Raw genomic sequence first — 21,711 nt, 5'->3', positions numbered from 1 at the left:
CCGGCGTCTCGGGCGGCACGGTGGCCCTGGTGACCGGTGTCTACCCGCGGTTGCTGGACTCCGGCGCGCACGTGGTGGACGGCCTGCGCTCGGCGGCGCTGGGCCCGGACCGTCGGGCCCGCACCCGCGCGGCGTTCCGGCACGTCGACTGGTGGCTGCTGCTGCCGATGGCGGTGGGCATGCTCGCGGTGGTGTTCACCGTGGCCGGGGTGATGAAGGGGTTCGTCGAGGGCAGCCCGGAGATCGCCCGCGGCCTGTTCCTCGGCATGGTGGCCGCGAGCATCGCGGTCCCGCTGGGGATGGCGCGCGCGACCCCGGGCGGACGGAACTGGGTGCTGGGTCTGGTGTTCGTCCTGGGCGCGGTGTTCGCGTTCGTGCTCTCGGGGCTGCCGAGCGGGTCGATCAGCGATCCGTCCTATCTGTTGGTGTTCGTCGCGGCGGCCGTGGCGATCTGCGCCCTGGTCCTGCCGGGGGTTTCCGGGTCATACCTCCTACTGGCGATGGGTCTGTACGCCCCCACGCTCGGCGCGGTCGACGAGCGCAACTTCGCCTACCTGGGCGTCTTCGCGCTCGGCGCGTTGGTCGGCATCTCGCTGTTCGTTAAGGTCCTCGACCGGCTCCTCGAGGACTTCCGCAAGCCCACCCTCGTCGCCATGGCCGGGCTCATGCTGGGCTCGTTGCGTGCGCTGTGGCCGTGGCAGACGGAGGAGGCCGACGTGCTCGCGCCCGGGTCGGACTGGCCCGCCGTGCTGGCCGCGGTGGTGGCCGGCGTGGCGGTGGTGCTGATCGTGCTGGCCGTGGAGAGGGCCTTCGCGGGGAAGACCGCCACCACCGGACCGGCCGCCACGATCGATCAGGCCGCCGACAGCACCTCCGACTCCAACCGCCGGTAGCCGACCTCCATCCCGTCGACCATCCCGGTGTCGAGGATCATCTCGCGCAGCTCGGCGCTCGCGTAGGTGATGACGAGCGTGAGTAGCGTCCCGCCCTCCACGGCGGTGAGGGTCTGCTCGTTGCGGGTGGGCGGCGCGTCGGCGCTCTCCATCGTCTCGGTGAACACCTCGCGGTGTGGCGGGTCGGTCTCTAGCAGCTCGCCCGTCAGCGCGAACGGCTCGCCCTCGACGCCGTCCTCGGGTGCCCACTCGAAGCGCGTGGTCTCGCCGGGTTCCGACGCGACCCGGCACCCGACGAGGGCCCAGCCGTCCGGCCCGTGGAACCACCGGTCCAGGACCGCGGGGTCGTGGTGGGCGTCCCAGACCTGCCGCGGGGTCCCGCGCAGGACGCGGGTGAACCGGACCGTCCGGTCGTCGAGGTGCTGGGTCCGCGTGCCGGCGTCGGCCGCGAAGGTGTCGTCGTCGCCGACGACGGCGTCGATCTGCCCCATCGCCTCGCGGGTGCCCTCCTCCATGCCCATCTCGACCAGCTGCTCGAGCTCGGAGAGGCTGGCGAAGTGGGAGGTGGTGGTCAGGCGGGAGCCGGTGTCCGTCGCCTCGAAGGTGAACACCATGCGGGTGGTGGGCAGGTCCGTGTCGGGCGCGCCGTCGTCGCGGGTGAACCCGTCGAGCACCTCGAACGAGCGGCCCTCGTCGACCGCGAGGAACTCCCAGTAGCCGCGGGCGCGGCTGCCGTCGGGCCCGGTCATGTAGTAGTCCGTCCGGCCGCCGGGGAACACGTCGTGCCGGGTGAAGGTGGCGGGCCACGTCGGCGGGCCCCAGAAGCGTTCGATCTGCCGCGGGTCGACGTAGGCGTCCCACAGGCGACGCACCGGCACCGGGAACTCGGCGACGATGGTCAGGGTCAGTTGGTCGAGATCTTTGTCCACCGATGTCACCGGCATGACGGGCCTTCTTCCTCGCGGGTGGTGCTCGGGCGTGGTGCTACTCGTGGTGCTGCTCCTCGGCGAGGAGGGCGTCGAGTCGGTCGATGCGTCCCCGCCAGATGTCCTCGAACCCGTCGAGCAGGCTCTGCGCTCGTCGGATCGCGTCGACATCGCCCCGGATCCGGCGCTCTCGGCCGATCCGGTGGTCACTGATCAGTCCCGCCTCTTCCAGGACGTTGACGTGCTTGCGGACGGCCGCGAACGACATGTCGTAGTGGTCCGCCAGTTCGGAGACGGTGGACTCGCCGGCGAGGGTCCGCCGGAGGATGTCCCGCCGCGTGGCGTCGGCCAACGCGCGGAACAGTCGGTCCACTTCGTCGTCATCGAGGGCCACCTCATCCGTTCGACATGAAACCATGTGGTATCACGTTAGGCCCGCCCGCGCCCGGGGTCAACACCCCGCGGCGAGCCGACCCTCCGGGCGCCGGAATTCCACAGCCCGCTTCCGTCTCCACAGGGACGGGCGGGTGCCGCCCGGTGAGCGGCCGTCTCGTCGTCGTCGTCGTCCTCTAGCCTGACGGCGTGCAGGCATCGCTCCCGAGGGTTCCCGAGACCGACGTCGCCTCCTTCGTGGGCGCGGCGGCGCTCGGCCGCGCGCGGGGCTACGCCGACGCCACGCGCATCCGGGAGCTGCGGTACGACGTCGCCACCCACCGCCTCGACGCGGACGTCGCGGGCAGCGGTGGCCGGGGCGGCCGCGCGTGGTACTCGACGACCGTCCACCTCACGGCGCCCGACGCGGTCGGGTGCTCCCGCCCACGCCGCAGCCTGTGCACGTGCCCCGTCGCGCTGAACTGCAAGCACGCCGCCGCGGTCATGCTGTACGCGGCGACGCTCGCCGACCGGGACGCCGGGGTGCCCGACTGGCGGCGCCAGGCCGAGGAGGCCCTGCGCACGGTCGACGCGGGGCGGGCGTATCAGGAGGCGCCGATCGTCGGGCTGCAGCTGTCGGTGGTGCCCGACGAGCTCGCCCCGGACGGCGGCGCGGGCGGCCTGCAGCCGGGGCTCGGCAACCGGCTCAAGGCGCGGATCGTGGTGCCCGGCAGCGGCGGGCGCTGGAAGTCGGCGGGCGTCGAGTGGGACCGGCTGCGCTACGGCTGGGACGGCGGGCTGTCGCTCGCCCAGGCCGCGTGGCTGCGGGCGGTCGACGCGCTCGCCCGCAGTCACCGCCAGGCGCGCGTGTGGCTCGACCTGTCCGACGCCGAGGTCCCCGCCCTGTGGCCGCTCGTCTCCACGGCCGCGGAGGCGGAGATGGAGATCGTACCCGGCGACGGCCTGCGCGAGGTCGTGCCCGGGCCGCCGCGCCGCGTCGGTCTCACCGCCTGGAGTCCGGACGGGTCGGCGCTGGTGGTGGTCGCCGCGGCGGAGGTGGAACCGGGACCGGACGGCACCGCGGGCGGCGGCTACGGCGCCGGGGACGGCGAGGGCGACGACGAGGGCCGCGACCGCCCCCTGCCCGGCGCCCTCGTGGGGGAGCACGGGGACATGGTCGCGCTGGTCCGTGACCGGGTGCTGGAGCTGTCCCCGGTCGGGCGGCTGGGGCCCGGCGTGGCAGGGCAGCTGCGGCAGTGGCGCGCCCTGACCGTTCCCGACGAGGCGGTGCCCGAGTTCTGTGCGGACTTCCTGCCCGACCTCGTCGACAGGTTCCCGGTGACCGACCGCGTCGGGCGGCTCGAGCTCCCCCGGTTCGATCGCGTGGAGCTCGAACTGACGATCCGGCCGCCCGCCGGGGCGGGCCCGGGCGGTGCGACGCACGAGTTGGGACTGATGCTGCAGTGGCACCGCGTCGACGTGATGCGCATGTCCGACGACACCGAGGTGACGCGCCGGAGACCCCTCAGCGTGGCCGAGATGGGGATCGGCACCCCGCTGCCCGGGGACCCCGCACTCGTCGCGCTGACCATCGCGGTCTCCGACGCGGGGTGGGGCTGGATCCTCGGCGAGGGCACCCTGCGGGTGACCGGCCGGGAGGCGGGGCTGGTGCTGACCGACGGGCTCGAGCAGCTCCGCGCACTCGACGGCGTCCACGTGGTGCTGGCCGACGAGGTGCCGAGCATCCGCCGGGCCACCGAGGGGCCGCGCATCCACGTGGCCACCGAGGACGACCGCTCGGGGATCGACTGGCTGGGACTGACGGTCACCGTTACCGTCGAGGGCCGCCCCGTCCCGTTCGCCGCCATCTTCCGGGCGGTGGTCACCGGGCAGGACGAGTTCCTCACCGAGGACGGTCTGCTCGTCCCGGTGGACCTCGAGCGGTTCGGCGAGCTGCGCGAGCTGCTCGACGAGGCGATGGCGGCCTCCGCCGAGCGGGTCGGCAGGGATCCGGACGGGTCGGGCGTCAAGATCGGCCTCGGTCAGGCCGGGGTGCTCGCGGACCTCGCCGAGCTGGCCGACGACCTCGAGCCGCCGTCCGGGCGGGCCCGCGCGCTGCTCGAACTGGCCGCCGACACCCCCGCGCCCGTCCCGGTCCCCGCCGCGCTCGAGGCGGACCTGCGGCCGTACCAGCAGCAGGGCCTGGACTGGCTGGCCATGCTGTGGCGGCACCGGATCGGCGGGATCCTCGCCGACGACATGGGACTGGGCAAGACCATCCAGTCGCTCGCGCTCATCGCCCACGCGCACGAGACCGCCGGCGACCACCCGCCGGGACCGTTCCTCGTCGTGGCGCCCTCCTCGGTCGTGCCCAACTGGGAGGCCGAGGCGCGCCGGTTCGTCCCTTCGCTCCGGGTGGCGCGGCGATCGGCGACCGAGGCCCGGTCCACGACGACGGTCGCCGAGGACGCGGCCGCGCACGGCATCGTGGTGACCTCCGCGGCCGTACTGCGGCTGGACGCCGAGTCGTACGCGGGCGTCGAGTGGGCGGGCGTGATCCTCGACGAGGCCCAGCAGGCCAAGAACCCGGGCTCCAAGCTCTTCGCCGCGCTGGCCGGGCTGCGGGCGGACTTCCTGCTCGCCGTGACGGGCACGCCGATGGAGAACAACCTCACCGAGCTGTGGGCGGTCGCGGCGCTGTCGTGCCGGGGCGTGCTGCCCGACGCCAAGGAGTTCCGCGCCCGCTTCCGCACGCCGATCGAGAAGGACGGGGACCAGGCCACGCTCGAGCGGCTGCGCAGGCGGCTGCGTCCCTTCCTGCTGCGGCGGCGCAAGGAGCTCGTGGCCGCCGACCTGCCCCCGCGCACGGACGCGGTGATGGAGATCGAGCTGTCGGCCACGCACCGCCGGATCTACGAACGGGAGCTCGCGCGGCAGCGGGCCTCCCTGCTGGAGCTGCTCGACGACTTCGAGTCCAACCGCATCAGCATCCTCGCCGGGCTCACCGTGCTCCGTCGGCTGTGCCTGGACGCCTCCCTCGTCGACCCGGACCACCTCGGCGTCGCGTCGGCGAAGACCGACGAGCTCATCGCCGCGCTGCGGGAGGTGGTGGCCGAGGGTCACCGCGCGCTCGTGTTCAGCCAGTTCACCACCTACCTCGACACCGTCGTGGAGCGGCTGCGCGACGAGGGGATCACCGTGGCCCACCTCGACGGCAGCACGACGGACCGCGCCGGGGCGGTCGGCGAGTTCACCGAGGGCGGCGCGCAGGTGTTCTGCCTCAGCCTCAAGGCCGGCGGCGTGGGGCTCAACCTGGTCGGCGCCGACTACGTGTTCCTGTTGGACCCGTGGTGGAACCCGGCGACCGAGGCCCAGGCCGTGGACCGCGCGCACCGCATCGGCCAGACCCGCCCGGTGCTGGTGTACCGGATGGTCGCCCGCGACACGATCGAGGAGCGCGTGGTCGAGCTGCAGCAGCGCAAGGCTGAGCTGTTCGCCTCCGTCCTGGACAGCGGTGAGCACTTCTCCGCCGCGCTCACCGCCGACGACCTGCGCGGTCTGCTCGAGTAGGCGCGTCCGGGGCGCCCGGGGCGGTCAGGGCCGGATCAGCGCATCTCCGGCAGCGCCAGTCCCGCGGCGACGGCCGCCCCGAACAGCGCGGTGTCCCGCGACGGCGAGTAGACCACGCGCGGGGTGGGCACCGAGATCGGCAGGGACTGCAGCTGCTCGGCGACCGGCCCGTGCAGCGCCTCGCCGAGCCCCACGACGATGCCGCCGGTGAGCAGGACCGTCCGGGGGCGGAAGAGCTGGACGGCGTCCACGAGGAACGACCCGAGCCGGTAGGCGTAGATCTCGGCGGCCCCGTCGCCGTGCTCCCGCTCGAGGTCGTACAGGCCGTGCCCGCCCAGTCCCCACCACGCCTCGGTGTTGGTGCCGTCGCCGACGATCCGCCAGTGCCCGAGGTCCCAGCCGGTGTGGCCGCACGGGTGGATGAGCGCGCCGTGGTGGTTGAGCGCGCCGAACGCCAGGGACGAGCCGAGAGAGATGGCGATCCCGCCGAACTCGACGCCGGGGAGCCGCGTCAGCGCCAGGGCGTGGGCGTCACCGTCGCCGATGACCGAGACCGGCGCGTCGATCAGCGACACCAGCTCGGTGCGCAGGTCGCCCTCCGCCCACGCGGCGGCGCGCGACAGGACGACCCGTCCGCGGTCCGCGTCGACGTGGCCGTTCAGCGACACGCCGACGCCGGCGGGGGAGCGGTCGACGGCGAGGACCGCGGTGGCGAGATCCTCGGCGGTCGCGACCTCGGCACCGTGGACGCCCACCACGTTGCCGTTCACCACGGCACCGATCCGCGTCCCGCTGCCGCCGATGTCCACGACCACGCCGTTGCGCATCGCCGCACCTCCCTTTTTCGTGCCTACATTCCCCCCACTTATTCGTAGCGGGCGCGCGGGGGGTTTGCTGCCGGTGGCCGCGGGCCGTGCCGGCACACGGGCCGCGGGCCGGGCCGGCCCGCGGCCTGTGTGGCGAAGATCATGTGCGGCCCGGGGATCGAAAGTCGCCGCACGTCGTTAGTAGTAGACATGACCACTACTTTCGACACCCAGAACGCGCTCGCCCTCGACCAGCAGGCGCAGGACCTGCTGTTCCGCGAGGCGCGCACGGCCAACGCCTTCACCGACGAGCCCGTCACCGACGAGCAGATCCGCGCGATCTTCGACCTGGTGAAGTGGGCGCCCACGTCCATGAACATCCAGCCGCTGCGCGCGATCGTCATCCGCTCGGAGGAGGCCAAGGCCCGGCTGCTGCCGCTGCTCGCCGAGGGCAACCGCGCCAAGACCGCCGCGGCCCCGGCCGTCGCGCTGCTCGCGGCAGACGTCGACTTCCACGACGAGCTGCCCACGCAGTTCCCGCACTTCCCCGGTGCGCGAGACCTGTTCGCCGATGACGAGGACGCCCGCGTGCGCACCGCCGAACTCAACGCCGGGTTGCAGATCGGCTATGCGATCATCGGCATCCGCGCCGCCGGTCTCGCGGCGGGCCCGATGACCGGCTTCGACGCCGAGGCGATCTCCCGCGAGTTCTTCCCCGACGGCCGCCACCGCGTGCTCGTGGCCGTCAACATCGGCAAGCCGGCCGAGGAGGGTGCCTGGTTCGACCGGCTCCCGCGGCTCGGGTACGACGAGGTCGTCGAGACCCTCTGACCGACCTCTCCACCACCTCCCCGCGGGCCGGGCGCCGCGGCGCCCGGCCCGCCGGCGTTTCGGCGTCTCGGCCTCCTGCCGCCGTCAGCCGATGGCCGACGCCGGGCAGCCCACGACGTGGAGGGCGAACCGGTCGCCGTAGCCGAGGAGGGTCTGCGGCGGATACGCCGAGCGCTCGGCCATGATCTCGGGAGCGTAGGGCGCCGCGTGGGTGATCCCCACCGCGTGCATGAGTTCGTGCAGCGTGAGGCTGCGGGTCCAGGGATCTCCCGGGATCGGGTTGACGCTCTCCGGGCGCAGGGTGACCGCGCCCTGGATGATGAGCCCGCGGGGCAGGATGCCGGGGCCTCCGACGCCGGCGACCTCCGGATTCCGGAAGTCCGGGTGGTCGCCATAGGTCACCGAGATCGCGCCCTCCCCGTCCCGGTCGGTCTCGCCTCCGGGGCCGAGGTAGCGCAGCGGTAGCCCGCTGGAGAACGCGAGCGTCCCGACCGCCCAGGCCAGGTCGGCCTCGCTGCCCGGCGGCGCGCCGAAGGAGTGCACGGGGATCTCGTGCTCGCACGGCCAGTGGGCGATGTAGCCGTCCTCGTCCACTCTCACGGTGTAGTCGTGTCCCGCGGCCAGCCCGGCCGGCGGCGGGTAGTCCTCGGCCCGTCGCGGCGACCATTCCCCGTGAAGCGGCCGGGGCGCGCCGGGGATCGTGGCGTCCGCGGCGTTGGCCTCCTGCGAGCGGAAGATGCCGCCGTTACCGCCGGAGAGCCGGACCGCGCCCTCGCCGATCGCCGCGACGGTGTCCCGGTGCTCGTCGGGGACCTTCTCGAGCAGCGAGGGGGTCGTGCCGACCACGGCCAGCGCGATCGCGATCGGCACCACCACCGCGAGGACGTAGATGACGAACCGGGTGGCGCGGGCCACCGGACTGTAGTGGTACACCGCGCTACAGCTCCACCGCGAGTGGAAGGGCAGGGCGGAATGAGGGGAGATCGGTCACGAGGGCCGCCTGGGGTCGAGGGGGAGCGGGCGAGGGGAACCGCTTCTGTCGGGTGGAGGCTACTCCGTTGTGGACATTTGTTCACATCAGTCCACGGTTCTCGTGACGGCGCCCGTAAGTTGAGTGGAATAGACTCAAGCTGACAGTCGTTGTAGGGAGTGTCCGGCGGTGAACAGCGCCGGTATTGATTCCAGTACGCTCAACACTACGCCTAGAAAGGACCGGTCGATGAGCCAGTTCAACCCCACGACCAAGACTCAGGCGGCTCTCTCGGCCGCCGTCCAATCCGCGTCCGCGGCGGGCAACCCGGATGTGCGACCCGGGCACCTGCTCGTCGCCCTGCTCGAGCAGCAGGACGGGATCGCCACCCCCCTCCTCCAGGCCTGCGGGGTGGACCCGCAGCTCGCCCTGACCCAGGCCAAGGCCCTCGTCAGCGGATACCCCAAGGCGTCCGGCTCGGGGATGGCCGCCCCCAACTTCAATCGCGACGCCCTCGCCGTCGTCAACTACTCCCAGACCCTCGCGGCGGAGATGGGCGACGCCTACGTCTCCACCGAGCACGTCCTGGTCGGCATCGCCGCAGGTCACACCGGTGGGGACGCCGCCAAGCTGCTCAACGAGCTCGGCGCCACCGAGGAGGCGCTCAAGCAGGCGTTCACCGCAGTCCGCGGCAACACCCGTGTGACCACGGAGAACCCCGAGGACCAGTACCAGGCGCTCGAGAAGTACGCCACGGACCTCACCGCCCGCGCGCGGGAGGGCAAGATCGATCCGGTCATCGGGCGTGACTCGGAGATCCGTCGCGTCGTGCAGGTCCTGTCGCGCCGCACCAAGAACAACCCCGTGCTCATCGGTGAGCCCGGCGTCGGCAAGACCGCCATCGTGGAGGGCCTGGCCCGCCGCATCGTCGCCGGCGACGTCCCCGAGTCACTCAAGGGCAAGACCCTGCTCTCGCTGGACCTGGGCTCGATGGTCGCGGGCGCGAAGTACCGCGGCGAGTTCGAGGAGCGGCTCAAGGCCGTGCTCGACGAGATCACCGCGGCCGAGGGCCAGATCATCACCTTCATCGACGAGATCCACACCATCGTCGGCGCCGGCGCGACCGGCGAGGGCTCGATGGACGCCGGCAACATGATCAAGCCGATGCTCGCCCGCGGCGAGCTGCGACTGGTCGGCGCCACCACCCTCGACGAGTACCGCAAGCACATCGAGAAGGACGCGGCCCTGGAGCGCCGCTTCCAGCAGGTGTACGTGGGCGAGCCCAGCGTCGAGGATACGGTCGGCATCCTCCGTGGCCTGAAGGAGCGCTACGAGGTCCACCACGGCGTGCGCATCACCGACTCCGCCCTGGTCTCGGCCGCCACGCTCTCGGACCGCTACATCACGCAGCGGTTCCTGCCCGACAAGGCGATCGACCTGGTCGACGAGGCCGCCAGCCGGCTCAAGATGGAGATCGACTCGCGCCCCGAGGAGATCGACGCCGCCGAGCGGATCGTCCGCCGCCTCGAGATCGAGGAGGTCGCTCTGCAGAAGGAGACCGATGCCGCGTCCAAGGACCGGCTGGTCGCCCTGCAGGCCGAGCTCGCCGACGCCAAGGAGAAGCTGTCCGAGCTGACGGCCCGGTGGCAGAACGAGAAGACCGCCATCGAGGGCGTGCAGCGGATCAAGGAGGAGCTCGACGCCCTGCGCACCGAGTCCGAGAGGGCCGAGCGTGACGGCGACTACGCCCGCGTGGCCGAGATCCGGTACGGGCGGCTGCCGGAGCTGGAGAAGCAGCTCGCCGAGGCCGCGGAGAGCGAGGCCGCGGCGGGGGCGATGCTCAAGGAGGAGGTCGGCCCCGAGGACGTCGCCGAGGTCGTCTCCGCGTGGACGGGCATTCCCGTGGGCAAGATGCTCGAGGGTGAGACCGAGAAGCTGCTGCGTATGGAGGACGAGCTCGGCCGCCGGGTCGTCGGCCAGCACGAGGCCGTGCGGGCCGTGTCCGACGCCGTCCGGCGGGCGCGTGCCGGGGTCGCCGACCCCAACCGGCCCACCGGCTCGTTCCTGTTCCTCGGGCCGACGGGCGTCGGTAAGACGGAGCTGGCCAAGTCTCTGGCCCAGTTCCTGTTCGACGACGAGCGCGCCATGGTCCGGATCGACATGAGCGAGTACTCGGAGAAGCACTCGGTCGCGCGGCTCGTCGGTGCCCCTCCGGGCTACGTCGGCTACGAGGCCGGCGGACAGCTCACCGAGGCGGTGCGGCGCAGGCCGTACACGATCGTCCTGCTGGACGAGGTGGAGAAGGCCCACCCGGACGTCTTCGACATCCTCCTGCAGGTCCTCGACGACGGTCGCCTGACCGACGGCCAGGGCCGCACGGTCGACTTCCGCAACACCATCCTCGTGCTCACCTCCAACCTGGGCGCGGGTGGGACGCGGGAGCAGATGATGGACGCGGTCAAGCGGGCCTTCAAGCCGGAGTTCATCAACCGACTGGACGACGTGGTCGTGTTCGACGCGCTCAGCGAGGAGCAGCTGGAGTCGATCGTCGACATCCAGATCGACCAGCTCGCCGAGCGGCTGAAGGCCCGGCGTCTGGTGCTGGAGGTCGACGACGCCGCCAAGGGCTGGCTGGCCCGGCGCGGGTACGACCCGGCCTATGGTGCCCGGCCGCTACGCCGCCTGGTGCAGAAGGCGATCGGGGACCGGCTGGCGCGGGCACTGCTCGGCGGCGACGTCCGCGACGGCGACACCGTGCGCGTCTCACTGGCCGAGGACGGTGAGACGCTCACCCTCGCCTGACACGGCGCCGCCCGCACGAGGCGACGGGCCCGACCCTCCGGGGATGAGGGTCGGGCCCGTCTCGTCGAGAAGAGCGTTCCGCACACGCCGGTCACGGGCGATGTGTGCGGAACGTACTTCTCGACGGGGCGCGCCGGGTGGCGTGAAGCGCGTCACCGAGGCCGGATCGAGCCGCCCACGCCGCTGTCGTACGGACTATCCTGGGCCACGTGACCAGCGAAACCGTCCCCTCGACCACTCGTCCCGACAGCCCCCTACTCGTCACGGCGCGCGAGCTGATCAACGACGTCTCCAACCTGCCGGTCCCGCCCGTCATCCTCGACGTGCGCTGGCAGCTCGGCGACCCGCGCGGGCGCGAGCACTACTGGTCCGGCCACATCCCCGGCGCGCAGTACCTGGACCTGCCGGGCGACCTCGCGGGCCAGCGCAACGTCCGCGAAGGGCGGCACCCGCTGCCCTCGCCGGAGGACTTCGAGGACGCGATGCGCCGTGTCGGTATCGACAACGACAGTCGCGTGGTGATCTACGACGATCTCGGCAACACCTCCGCCGCCCGCGCCTGGTGGCTCATGCGGTGGGCCGGCAAGAAGGATGTGCACCTGCTCGACGGCGGTCTCAAGGCGTGGATCGCGGAGGGCGAGGACCTCGCCGTGGGGCCCGGCAACCCGGTCTCGCGCGGGAACTTCACGTTCGACCTGGATCACATGCAGACGGTCGGCATCGAGGAGGCCGCCGCCTGGCCGGAGCGGGGCGTGCTCATCGACGCGCGCACGCCGGAGCGTTACGAGGGCCGCACCGAGCCGATGGACTCGCGCGCCGGACACATCCCGGGCGCGGTGAACCTGCCCACCATGCGCTTCATCGACGACCGTGGTCGTTTCCTGCCGTCGGAGAAGCTCCGGGAGATGTTCGCCGAGGTGGGCGTGTCCGAGGGCGACGACGCGGTCGTGTACTGCGGCTCCGGGATCCACGCGTGCCACACGTTGGCGGCCATGGAGGTCGCGGGTCTCGACGCGGGGCGTCTGTTCCCGGGGTCGTGGTCGGCGTGGTCGGCGGACCGCAAGCGCCCGGTCGCGATCGGCCCGGACCCCCGCTAGTCACCCCCCTCCGGCCGGCCCGGGCGCGGTTCAGTGCCCGCGCACGGGACCGGGAGGGGCCCACGCGCCGCGCCACCTGGACGGGCGTGTCGGTCGCGCTGACTACCCTTCAGGGCATGGTCTGGATCTGGTTCCTCGTGGCCCTCGTGCTGCTCGTCGCGGCGATCGCCCTGCTGCGCCTGGACGCCAAGCAGCGTGGCGGCGGGAACGGTCCGGCGCGCGACGACGGGCGTTCCCGGGCGCGTGCCCCGTTGGCCTCTGCGGACGGCGACGCGGTCCCGGGGGGATCGGCCGGGGTCGACGACGACGAGGACCCGCGCCCCGCCGTGCCGGCGGACGGGGTCGATCGCGAGCCCGGGTCGGCGGGTCGGTCGGGTGAGCCGGTTCTTGCGCCGTTCCAGCGCTCGCAGAGTGCGGCCGCCGAGGAGCCGGCCGCCGAGCCGACCCCCGAGCCGACCACTGAGCCGGCCGCTGAGCCGACCAATACGCCGGCCGACGAGCCCGCGCCCCTCGACCCGACCGAGCCGACGGTCGACTCGTCGCCGCGGCTGCTCGACAAGGTGCGCGCGCTCCTGCCCGTCCGGCGGCAGCGGGGGACCGCCCCGACGCCGGCGGAGCAGGTGCAGGCCGACCCGCTGGCGGACTCGCCGGTGGTGCGCTGGCTCGAGGATCGCGAGTTCGAACCCACCCCGACGCCGGCCCCGGAGTTCCGGCATGGCGACTTCGCGGGCGGGCTGGCCCCGCTCGGCACGGTCTCGCACGGCGTGTTCCGCGGGCGTCGGGCGATCATGGGCGTCACCGGCGGGCGCACGGTGCTGGCGCTGCGCCGCGACACGGCGTCCGACGTGGTGCTGGACCTCAGTCGCCCGGACGTCGACGCCGAGCCGGGCTTCCACGACGCCGGCGAGGTCGGTGCGCTGGAGGCGCGGACGTCGGATTACGGCCGGCTGGACCTCATCGACCGCGACCGCCTGACGGAGGCGGTCCGCGATGTGCCCGCCGACGTGCGCCGCGTCTGGGCGGAGGGCGAGTGGGCGGCCGCGACGATCGACGGCGTAGACGACCCCTCGAGCTGGGATGACGTGGTGATGGCCCTGCACGGGGTGGCCGACGTGCTGGCGCCGTTCCCGCCGATCGGTGGCCGGGCCCGCGCGCTGCCCGCGGAGATCGATCCGGGTTCTCCCGCTGCCGCCGTCGGCCCCGAGGCCGACCCCACTGTCGGCATGGACGGCGAGGTCGGCACGGGCACTCACGGACTCCCCGCCGCCGCGGGGCTGCCGGGGTCGGAGAACCTCGTCGTCGTCGACAACGACCGCGGCGGTGACCGCGCCACCGACGGCGACGACCCGGCGGACGACGAGCCGGTCGCACCGGTCCCCGAACCGCGCCGCACCGGCCACCTCCGCCTGGTCCCGGACCGGTCGGGCGCGCGCGACCTGACCGAGGTGCCCGTCGTGGCCGACCGGGGCGACGCGGTGCCCGACTCCGGCGACGCGATGTCCGACTCCGATGCCACCGAGCCCGCCGACGAGGCGCCCGCCGCCGAGCCCGCCGACGAGGCGCCCGCCCCGGAGCCGGACCCCTTCGCCGAGATCATGGACATCACCGGCCCGGTCCCCGCGCGCGGCGACGTCGCGGCCGACCACCTCGCGCCGCGGCCCCCGCTGTCGCGGCCGAGCCGGGGCATCGGGCAGGCGTACCCGGAGGATGCCTCGGTGCCGCCGCTCGCCGCGGGCGCGTACAGCGGCGAGGCGGCCATCAAGCCGCTCGGCTCGGAGGACGACGAGGACGAGATCCGCGACGAGGTCGAGCGCTTTGACGCCGCCCGCATCGACGGCGGGTCGGACCTCGAGCGGGGGCCGTCGGGCCGCCACGGGTCGGACTCGGCGGAGAGCGCGGAGGAGGAGACCGGCCGCCTGTCTGTCGCGGAGCTCGCGGCGAAGGTGGGCGCCACGCCGTCGGCCGGGAGACGCCGCCGGCGCCGCGCGGAGGACGACGAGCAGCCCGCGCACGACGACGGTGACGAGGCCGGCGGCCGCGAGCGCCCGGGCGTCGACCCCGACGTCGAGCAGACCGCCCGCCTCCACCTCCCGCCGGACATCAGGGACTGACGCCGGCCACGGATTCCGGCGCGGCGGGCGAGCGGACGACCGGGCGTCGTGGACAAACCGGTCGTGACGTGGTGCGATCCGCGGCCGACTAGAGTCGGGACGACCACCGGCGGCGGCTGGCCCGACCGCCGGCCCACCGTGTCCACATCCCCTGCCCCGCGAGGAGTCCCATGACCGAGCCCGCCCCCGTCGACGCCCAGTCCCGCGCGCGCCTGTCCGAGCTGGTCGCGGAACTGGCCGTCGTCCACGGCCGCGTCACCCTGTCCTCGGGCCGCGAGGCCGACTACTACGTGGACCTGCGCCGCGCGACCCTGCACCACGAGGCGTCGCCGCTGATCGGCCGCCTGCTGCGCGAGCTCACCGCGGACTGGGACTTCGACGCCGTCGGCGGGCTCACCCTCGGCGCGGACCCGGTGGCCACGGCGATCATGCACGCGCCCGGCCGCCCGGTCGACGCGTTCGTGGTGCGCAAGGAGGCCAAGAAGCACGGCATGCAGCGCCGCATCGAAGGCCCTGACATCGTGGGCCGCCGCGTGCTGGTGGTGGAGGACACCACGACCACCGGCAACTCGCCGCTGACCGCCGTCGCCGCCCTGCGCGAGGCGGGCGCGGAGGTCGTGGGCGTGGCCACCGTCGTGGACCGGGCGACCGGCGCCGACGACGTGATCCGCGCGGAGGGCGTGGAGTACCGGGCGTTGCTGGGCCTGACCGACCTGGGATTGGAGTGACCTGAGGTGACGAACACGACGACCACGACGACGACGAGGTCCGCCCTCGACCGCGTGCGGCAGGCGCTGATGGAGCGCGTGGGCATGCTCGCCGACACGGCCCGCACGGAGGGACCGGCGTTCCTCGCGGCGGCCGCGGGGACGGAGATCGCCAAGGCCACCGGCATCGGCGCGCTGGAGAAGCTGTGCAAGCCGCTCATCGTGCCGGCGGCGCTGGCGATCGCGCTGCGGGACGGCCGGCCCCTCTCGGCGGTCGACACCGCGCTGCTGTCGGCCACCGGGGCGGCCTACACGACGGGTGACGTCATTCTCATGCTCGGCGACGGGCACGCCAGCCGGGACGTGGGCCGGCTCGCCGCGGGGGCGGCGGCGTTCGCGACCGGCCACCTCGCGCTGGGCGCGCTCATGCTGCGCTCGGGCCTGCGGTTCAAGCCGGTGCAGTCGGCCGTGCACGGCGTGGTCGCCGGGGCGGCCGCCGCGGTGCTGCTGTCCGAGGGGCGCGAGAACGCCCCGCTCGCCGCGTACGGCGGGCTGCTCGCGACGCTGTCGGCGCTCGCGACCTCGGTCGACCGCTCGCACGGACCGGCCGCGTCGGTGCTGTCGGTGGCCGGCCCGGTGTTCCTGCTCAGCGACTCCCTCATCCTCGCGCGCCGCAAGGTCAAGGGCGGCACGGTGCCGGCCCGCGCCCTGGACGTCGGCGTGATCGACACCTACGCCACCGCCGCGCTGCTGCTGCTCACCGGCGCCGCCGCCGCGGCCCGCCACACCGGGAGCCGGGCGTGAGCGCGGCGCGCACCGTCCTCGTCACGGGCGCGGGGCGGGGGATCGGCGAGGCCACGGCCCGCCGGTTCGCCGGCGCCGGGTACCTCGTCGGCGCGTACGACCTGCAGCCCTGCGCGTGGGCCGAGGGCGACGACAGGTTCGTCACCGGCGCGCTCGACGTCACCGACCCCGCCGCGTGGGAGGCCGCGCTCGCCGAGCTCGCCGCCCGCAGCGGCGGCGCGCTGGACGTGCTGGTGAACAACGCCGGGCTGCTGTACGGGACCCCGTTCATGGACGCGAGCTACGAGAAGGACTCGGCGCTGGTCGACGTCAACGTCAAAGGCGTGCTCTACGGCTGTCGCGCGGCGTTCCCGTACCTCCGGGCCGCGTCCGCGCCGACAGTGGTCAACCTGTGCTCGGCGTCGGCGATCTACGGCCAGGCGGAGATGGCCACCTACTCGGCCACCAAGTTCGCCGTCCGCGGCATCACCGAGGCGCTCGACCTGGAGTGGGCCGCGCACGGGATCCGCGTGTGCTCGGTGTGGCCGCTCTACGTGGGCACCGAGATGCTCTCGGGCGTCAACACCGCCGGCATGCGCAACATGGGCGTGCGCCTGACCGAGGGCGACGTCGCGGGGGAGATCCTCGACCTCGCCGAGCAGACCCGCCGAACGCCGCGCGGACTGCTCGGTCGGATCCGCGGGGCGTTCGGCCGTGAGGTCCACCGCCCGGTCGGCCCCCAGGCCACCGCGATGTATCTCGCGTCGCAGGTCGCGCCGGGGCGCCTCACCCGGCTGACCAACAAGCGCCTCACCTCGTGACGGAGCCCGCTGCCGGGTCGGCGGAGCCCGGCGAGCCCGCGCCCGGGCCGACCGAGTGGGGCGACGGCGCGGTCGGCGTGGGCCCGTGGGAGGTCGAGCACTCCGGAGAGCCCCGCCCCGCCGGCGACCACTGGGACCCCGAGCTGCTCGACGCCGGCGACCGCCGCAACGTCGTCGACCGCTACCGCTACTGGCGGCGCGAGGCGATCGTCGCCGACCTCGACACGCGCCGGCACCCGTTCCACGTGGCGATCGAGAACTTCGGCCACGACGCGAACATCGGCACGGTCGTCCGCACCGCCAACGCCTTCCTGGCGGCGGAGGTGCACATCGTGGGCCGCCGGCGTTGGAACCGCCGCGGGGCCATGGTCACCGACCGCTACCAGCACCTGCGGCACCACGACGACGTCAGCGCGCTCATGGAGTGGGCCGCGACCGAGGGGCTGCCGGTCGTCGCCGTCGACAATCTCCCCGGCGCCGAGCCGCTCGAGGCGGTGAGCCTGCCTCGCGAGTGCGTCCTGCTGTTCGGGCAGGAGGGGCCCGGCGTCAGCGACGACGCCCGCCTGCGGGCCGAGCGAACGGTGTCGATCGCGCAGTTCGGCTCGACCCGGTCGATCAACGCGGGCGTGGCCGCCGGCATCGCCATGCACGCCTGGATACGGGAGCACGCCGCCTATTGATTTCCGATAGGTTTCGGTCCATAGTCGGTGCATGAACATCGAAAGACGGGCGGTCTTGCCCCTGCGGATCTGCCTCGTGGTGCTGTTCGCCGTGCTCCTCCTGCTGGAGGTGATGTCGCTGCCGGGGCAGTTCGCCCACATGGCCGAGACGAACCCCGAGTCCGCGCACCTGCGGTGGCCGCTCACGGCCGTGTCGATCTACTGGGTGGTGTGCATCCAGGTCGTGGTGGTGGCCACCTGGAAGCTGCTCTCGCTCGTCGAATCCGACCGCATCTTCACCGACGCCTCCCTGAAGTGGGTCGATGTCATCCTCGGGGCGATCGTCGCCGCCTGGGCGATGCTCGTGGTGGTGCTCGCCCTGGTCGGATTCACGGCGGATGATCCCGGCCTGCCGCTGCTGCTCTTCGTCGTCGTCGTCATCATCACCGTCGCGGCGCTGCTCATGGTCGTCATGCGCGCCCTCCTCCGGCAGGCCACCGGCCTGCGCTCCGAGATGGACACGGTGGTCTGATGCCGATCGTCGTGCGGATCGACGTGGAACTCGCCAAGCGCAAGATGAGCGTCGGCGAGTTCGCCGAGAAGGTGGGCCTGACGCCCGCCAACGTGTCGGTGCTGAAGAACGGGCGCGCCAAGGCGGTGCGGTTCAGCACGCTCGAGGCCATGTGCCGGGTGCTCGAGTGTCAGCCCGGCGACCTGTTGGAATGGGTGGAGGACGAGGAATGAGGAACGTCGCGGGCATGACAGACGGCGCGGGCGTGAGGGCTGCGGTGGAGTTCGGGGCGGCCCTCGCCGCGGTGTTGATCGTGGTGGCGCTGGGCGGGATGGCCGTCGTGTACGGCGAGGCCGACGACTCCCCGGGGTTGCAGGGGATCGGAGTGCTGATGGTGATCGCCGCGGTCGTGTGGGCCCTGCGCTGGCGGACCTCAGGCGGCCGGCGCGGCCGGGCCGTTGCGGATGCGGGCGACGAGCTTCGGCCCCGCGGTGACGAGCATCGGTAGCACCGACACCAGCACGATCCCGATGAGGATCAGGTCGATGTGCTCCTTGATGAACGTGAACCGGCCCAGCCACGCGCCCAGCGCCGTCACGCCGGCCGCCCACAGCAGGGCGCCCACGACGTTGAACGAGACGAACACCCGGTAGCGCATCCCGGCCATGCCCGCGACGAGCGGCGCGTACGTGCGCACGATGGGCACGAACCGGCACAGGATGATCGTTGCCGGGCCCCACTTCTCGAAGAACTCGTGGGCCTCGTGGATGTAGGCCTGCCTGAAGATCCGCCCGTCGGGCCGCTCGCGCAGGTGATGGCCCCAGCGGTTGCCGATGAAGTAACCCGCCTGATCGCCGAGGAACGCCGCGATCGGCGCGGTCACCAGCACCACCCACAGGGGCGCGAACGGGTCGGCCTGCTGGGTGAGCAGCCCGGCGGTGAACAGCAGTGAGTCGCCGGGCAGGAACGGGAACAGCAGGCCGGACTCGATGAAGACCACGGCGAGCAGGGCCGGGAGGATCGCGTTCCCGAACGGCCCGGTGCCGGACAACCAGAACTCGGGATCCATGAATCCCGGGCCGATCGCCAGGACCTGGGGGGCCTGCTCGGCCAACAGATGCACGGTCACCGGGGAAGCATAATCCCGGGCCCCCGGATCCGGTGTCACGCGTGACCGCCCGCTCTGGCAGGCGCCGCTACGGTGGGGTCGTGGCCCCCATCGCACTGCCGGACCAGCTCCGACTGTCCCTGCTGGACAGGTCCCGGACCCGCGACGGCGAGTCCCACGCCGAGGCGATCGAGGCGACACTGCGCCGCGCCGAGCACGCCGACGAGCTGGGCCTGCACCGGTACTGGACCGCCGAACACCACGCCGTTCCCGGCATCGCGAGCGGCAGTCCGCCGTTGCTCATCGCGGCCGCCGCCGCCAGGACCGCGCGCATCCGGCTCGGCTCGGGCGGGGTGATGCTGCCCAATCACCGCCCGCTGGTCGTGGCCGAGCAGTTCGCCATGCTCGAGGCCATGCACCCGGGCCGCATCGACCTCGGCGTCGGACGGTCGCTCGGCTTCACCGCCCCGGTCCGCGAGGCGCTCGGCGTGAGCGAGTACGACACCGACGCGTTCGACCGCGACATCACCGCCGTGCGGGACTTCCTCCACGGCCGCGGGCCCGTCACCGCGCTGCCGGTGGTGGACGACCCGCCGCCGATGTTCGTCCTGGCCACCGGCCGCGGCCTGGAGGTCGCCGCGCGCGCCGGCCTGCCGGTCGTCGTCGGCGGCCCGCGCCTGCTGGCCGACCCGACGCCGCTGGAGCGCTACCGCGAGGCGTTCCGGCCGAGCGGAGCCGACTCCGAGCCCTACGTCGTGGTGAGCCTCGAGGTGATGATCGCCGACTCGACCGAGGCCGCGCGGGAGTTGCTGCTGCCGGAGGCGTGGGCGATGGCCGAGTCGCGCGAGACCGGCGCGTTCGGACCGCTGCGGCCGGTCGAGGAGGTCCTGGACCGGAGGTTCCGGCCCCAGCAGCTCCGGCGGATGGAGGAGTGGATGGGCACCGCCGTGCACGGCGACGCGGAGAAGGTGGCCGGGGAGATCGCCGCGCTCGTCGAGCGCACGGGCGCCGACGAGATCATGGCGTCGACGTCCACGTACGACCGGGACGCGCTCGCGCGGGCCGACGAGGCGTTCGCCGCGCTGCTCGCCGGCTGACGTGCGGGGCGGTGCCGACGGCAGCCCCCGGGGGAACCCGCGGGGCGGCCCGGCCCCGCCCAGCCGAGGCCGGGCCCGCCTTGTCGAGGGCGTAGCCAGCCCTGACGAGGGCGGTGCCGCGCGGCTCCCGGGTGCGCGGGGTGGGGCTGGCCTAGGCTGGAGGGGTGCGCCCGCCGTCACAACGGCGCCGGCGCCCCGGCCGAGGCCATCCGCACCAGAACTGAACCACCGGAGGAGACCCCATGCCCATCGCAACTCCCGAACAGTACAAGGACATGCTCGACCGAGCCCGCCGGGAGGGTTTCGCGTACCCCGCGATCAACTGCACCTCCTCGGAGACCATCAACGCGGCCATCAAGGGCTTCGCCGACGCGGGCTCCGACGGCATCATCCAGTTCTCCACCGGTGGCTCGGAGTTCGGCTCCGGCCTGAACGTCAAGGACATGGTCACCGGCGCGGTGGCCCTCGCCGAGTTCGCCCACGTGGTGGCGGCCAAGTACGACATCCTCGTGGCCCTGCACACCGACCACTGCCCCGAGGATAAGCTGGACACGTTCGTCCGCCCGCTCATCGAGATCTCGCAGGAGCGCGTCGACCGAGGCGAGAACCCGCTGTTCCAGTCGCACATGTGGGACGGCTCGGCCACCCCGCTCGACCGCAACCTCGAGATCGCCAAGGAGCTCCTCGAGAAGACGGCCAAGGCCAAGCAGATCCTCGAGATCGAGATCGGCGTCGTCGGCGGCGAGGAGGACGGCGTCGAGAACGAGATCAACGAGAAGCTCTACACCACGCGTGAGGACTTCGAGGCCACCATCGACGCGCTCGGCGCCGGCAACACCGGTCAGCGCTACCTGCTGGCCGCCACCTTCGGCAACGTCCACGGCGTCTACAAACCGGGCAACGTCAAGCTCAAGCCCGAGGTCCTCAAGATGGGCCAGGAGGTCGCGGTCGAGAAGCTGGGCCTGAACGAGGGCGACCTGCCGTTCGACTTCGTCTTCCACGGCGGCTCGGGCTCGGCCAAGAGCGAGATCGAGGAGGCACTGAGCTACGGCGTCATCAAGATGAACGTCGACACCGATACGCAGTACGCCTTCACCCGGCCCGTGGCCGCGCACATGTTCACCAACTACGACGGCGTGCTCAAGGTCGACGGCGACGTCGGCAACAAGAAGACCTACGACCCCCGCTCGTACCTCAAGAAGGCCGAGCAGGCCATGTCCGAGCGCGTGGTCGAGGCGTGCAACGACCTGAAGTCGGCGGGCAAGTCCAAGGGCGCCTGACGCCCTGAGTCGGTTGGCTCGCCCGGTACTTTCGGCCCGGTAGGCCCGGTCGACCCGGTAGGCCCGGACAGCGGCGCTCCTCCCGTGTGGGAGGGGCGCCGCTGTCGTCTGTGGGCATGGTGGGTGGCGGCTGTATCGAACTCTTGTGCGAGGCCCGTTTGGCCGGTAGGATCGTTCGCACGTTCGAGTGATGGTACGACGCGGGTGGGGGTGACCGGGGTGGATACGACGACGGCGAGGGCGTTCGGCCTCGGGGCGCTGCGCGCGGTGGACGAGCCGTTGGAGTCGTTGGACGCCTCGGGGCTGAGCGAGGTGGCGCGGTCGGTGACGCTGGCGCAGAACCTGGCCGGGGCCACCCGGCTGCATG

The 21,711-nt window shown here is 73.0% G+C and carries 20 protein-coding genes; 15 read left to right on the top strand and 5 right to left on the bottom strand.

All coding sequences use genetic code 11. The annotated features are described in order from the left end of the window. Positions 1 to 893: DUF368 domain-containing protein (locus KHA85_RS13390; protein ID WP_213186171.1), on the top strand; the 893-nt coding region annotated here is incomplete at its 5' end. Here KHA85_RS13390 and KHA85_RS13385 read toward each other — a convergent pair. Beyond that, positions 854 to 1,837 (bottom strand): SRPBCC family protein, encoded by a 984-nt coding sequence (locus KHA85_RS13385; protein ID WP_213186170.1) that lies wholly within the window; start codon positions 1,835 to 1,837, stop codon positions 854 to 856. The genes KHA85_RS13390 and KHA85_RS13385 overlap by 40 nt on opposite strands. Positions 1,838 to 1,877: 40 nt before the next feature. Further along, positions 1,878 to 2,237: an ArsR/SmtB family transcription factor gene (locus tag KHA85_RS13380; RefSeq protein ID WP_043566801.1), complete on the bottom strand. Its 360-nt coding sequence runs from the start codon at positions 2,235 to 2,237 to the stop codon at positions 1,878 to 1,880. Between the two features lie 164 nt (positions 2,238 to 2,401). Here KHA85_RS13380 and KHA85_RS18415 point away from each other — a divergent pair, with 164 nt between their 5' ends. Continuing rightward, positions 2,402 to 5,761, top strand: a complete 3,360-nt coding sequence (locus KHA85_RS18415; RefSeq protein ID WP_213186169.1) for a DEAD/DEAH box helicase — start codon at positions 2,402 to 2,404, stop codon at positions 5,759 to 5,761. Between the two features lie 35 nt (positions 5,762 to 5,796). Here KHA85_RS18415 and KHA85_RS13370 read toward each other — a convergent pair whose 3' ends face one another. Next, positions 5,797 to 6,588, bottom strand: a complete 792-nt coding sequence (locus KHA85_RS13370; RefSeq protein WP_213186168.1) for an acetate and sugar kinases/Hsc70/actin family protein — start codon at positions 6,586 to 6,588, stop codon at positions 5,797 to 5,799. A gap of 189 nt (positions 6,589 to 6,777) precedes the next feature. Between KHA85_RS13370 and KHA85_RS13365 the strand changes: the two genes are divergently transcribed. Continuing rightward, a complete protein-coding gene (locus KHA85_RS13365) occupies positions 6,778 to 7,398 on the top strand; it encodes a malonic semialdehyde reductase (RefSeq protein ID WP_213186167.1) in 621 nt (206 codons plus the stop codon). A gap of 84 nt (positions 7,399 to 7,482) precedes the next feature. On the opposite strand, the gene KHA85_RS13360 is transcribed toward KHA85_RS13365, so the two are convergent. Continuing rightward, positions 7,483 to 8,331 carry a hypothetical protein gene (locus tag KHA85_RS13360; protein WP_236885682.1) on the bottom strand — a complete coding sequence of 283 codons (849 nt, stop codon included), beginning with the start codon at positions 8,329 to 8,331 and terminating at the stop codon, positions 7,483 to 7,485. 286 nt (positions 8,332 to 8,617) lie between these two features. Here KHA85_RS13360 and clpB point away from each other — a divergent pair, with 286 nt between their 5' ends. The 10 genes from clpB to KHA85_RS13310 all read left to right on the top strand — a co-directional run bounded on the left by clpB (position 8,618) and on the right by KHA85_RS13310 (position 18,367). Beyond that, entirely contained in the window at positions 8,618 to 11,170 is a 2,553-nt protein-coding gene (gene clpB, locus KHA85_RS13355; protein WP_213186166.1) for an ATP-dependent chaperone ClpB, read from the top strand. 209 nt (positions 11,171 to 11,379) lie between these two features. After that, positions 11,380 to 12,267 (top strand): sulfurtransferase, encoded by an 888-nt coding sequence (locus KHA85_RS13350; RefSeq protein ID WP_213186165.1) that lies wholly within the window; start codon positions 11,380 to 11,382, stop codon positions 12,265 to 12,267. Between the two features lie 116 nt (positions 12,268 to 12,383). Further along, complete coding sequence (locus KHA85_RS13345; protein ID WP_213186164.1) at positions 12,384 to 14,378, top strand: type III secretion system chaperone family protein; 1,995 nt, start codon at positions 12,384 to 12,386, stop codon at positions 14,376 to 14,378. A gap of 170 nt (positions 14,379 to 14,548) precedes the next feature. Continuing rightward, positions 14,549 to 15,106 carry an orotate phosphoribosyltransferase gene (gene pyrE / locus KHA85_RS13340; RefSeq protein ID WP_007629136.1) on the top strand — a complete coding sequence of 186 codons (558 nt, stop codon included), beginning with the start codon at positions 14,549 to 14,551 and terminating at the stop codon, positions 15,104 to 15,106. A gap of 6 nt (positions 15,107 to 15,112) precedes the next feature. Next, entirely contained in the window at positions 15,113 to 15,889 is a 777-nt protein-coding gene (locus KHA85_RS13335) for a lysoplasmalogenase family protein (protein ID WP_308936957.1), read from the top strand. After that, positions 15,886 to 16,689, top strand: coding sequence for an SDR family oxidoreductase (locus tag KHA85_RS13330; RefSeq protein ID WP_213186163.1), 804 nt, complete (start codon positions 15,886 to 15,888; stop codon positions 16,687 to 16,689). Before KHA85_RS13335 ends, KHA85_RS13330 begins: the two co-directional genes overlap by 4 nt. Further along, positions 16,686 to 17,369, top strand: a complete 684-nt coding sequence (locus tag KHA85_RS13325; RefSeq protein ID WP_213186162.1) for a TrmH family RNA methyltransferase — start codon at positions 16,686 to 16,688, stop codon at positions 17,367 to 17,369. Before KHA85_RS13330 ends, KHA85_RS13325 begins: the two co-directional genes overlap by 4 nt. A gap of 31 nt (positions 17,370 to 17,400) precedes the next feature. After that, on the top strand, positions 17,401 to 17,880 hold the full coding sequence (locus tag KHA85_RS13320) for a DUF2975 domain-containing protein (RefSeq protein WP_213186161.1): 480 nt from the start codon (positions 17,401 to 17,403) through the stop codon (positions 17,878 to 17,880). Further along, entirely contained in the window at positions 17,880 to 18,092 is a 213-nt protein-coding gene (locus tag KHA85_RS13315) for a helix-turn-helix domain-containing protein (protein ID WP_213186160.1), read from the top strand. The genes KHA85_RS13320 and KHA85_RS13315 overlap by 1 nt, the downstream gene beginning before the upstream one ends. Further along, positions 18,089 to 18,367, top strand: a complete 279-nt coding sequence (locus KHA85_RS13310) for a hypothetical protein (RefSeq protein ID WP_213186159.1) — start codon at positions 18,089 to 18,091, stop codon at positions 18,365 to 18,367. Before KHA85_RS13315 ends, KHA85_RS13310 begins: the two co-directional genes overlap by 4 nt. On the opposite strand, the gene KHA85_RS13305 is transcribed toward KHA85_RS13310, so the two are convergent. Beyond that, a complete protein-coding gene (locus KHA85_RS13305; protein ID WP_063973898.1) occupies positions 18,293 to 18,928 on the bottom strand; it encodes a DedA family protein in 636 nt (211 codons plus the stop codon). The two genes, KHA85_RS13310 and KHA85_RS13305, sit on opposite strands and share 75 nt — an antisense overlap. A gap of 140 nt (positions 18,929 to 19,068) precedes the next feature. Here KHA85_RS13305 and KHA85_RS13300 point away from each other — a divergent pair, with 140 nt between their 5' ends. Together KHA85_RS13300 and fbaA are read left to right on the top strand one after the other, a co-directional pair. Beyond that, entirely contained in the window at positions 19,069 to 20,064 is a 996-nt protein-coding gene (locus KHA85_RS13300; RefSeq protein WP_213186157.1) for an MsnO8 family LLM class oxidoreductase, read from the top strand. Positions 20,065 to 20,306: 242 nt separating this feature from the next. Beyond that, positions 20,307 to 21,344, top strand: a complete 1,038-nt coding sequence (gene fbaA / locus KHA85_RS13295; protein WP_061228946.1) for a class II fructose-bisphosphate aldolase — start codon at positions 20,307 to 20,309, stop codon at positions 21,342 to 21,344. Positions 21,345 to 21,711: the final 367 nt, after the last annotated feature.

It is taken from the genome of Dietzia massiliensis (assembly GCF_018390595.1).
Taxonomy (GTDB): Bacteria; Actinomycetota; Actinomycetes; order Mycobacteriales; family Mycobacteriaceae; genus Dietzia; species Dietzia massiliensis.
Note: the sequence above shows the minus strand (reverse complement) of the source record. Positions and strands in the feature narration are given on the sequence as shown.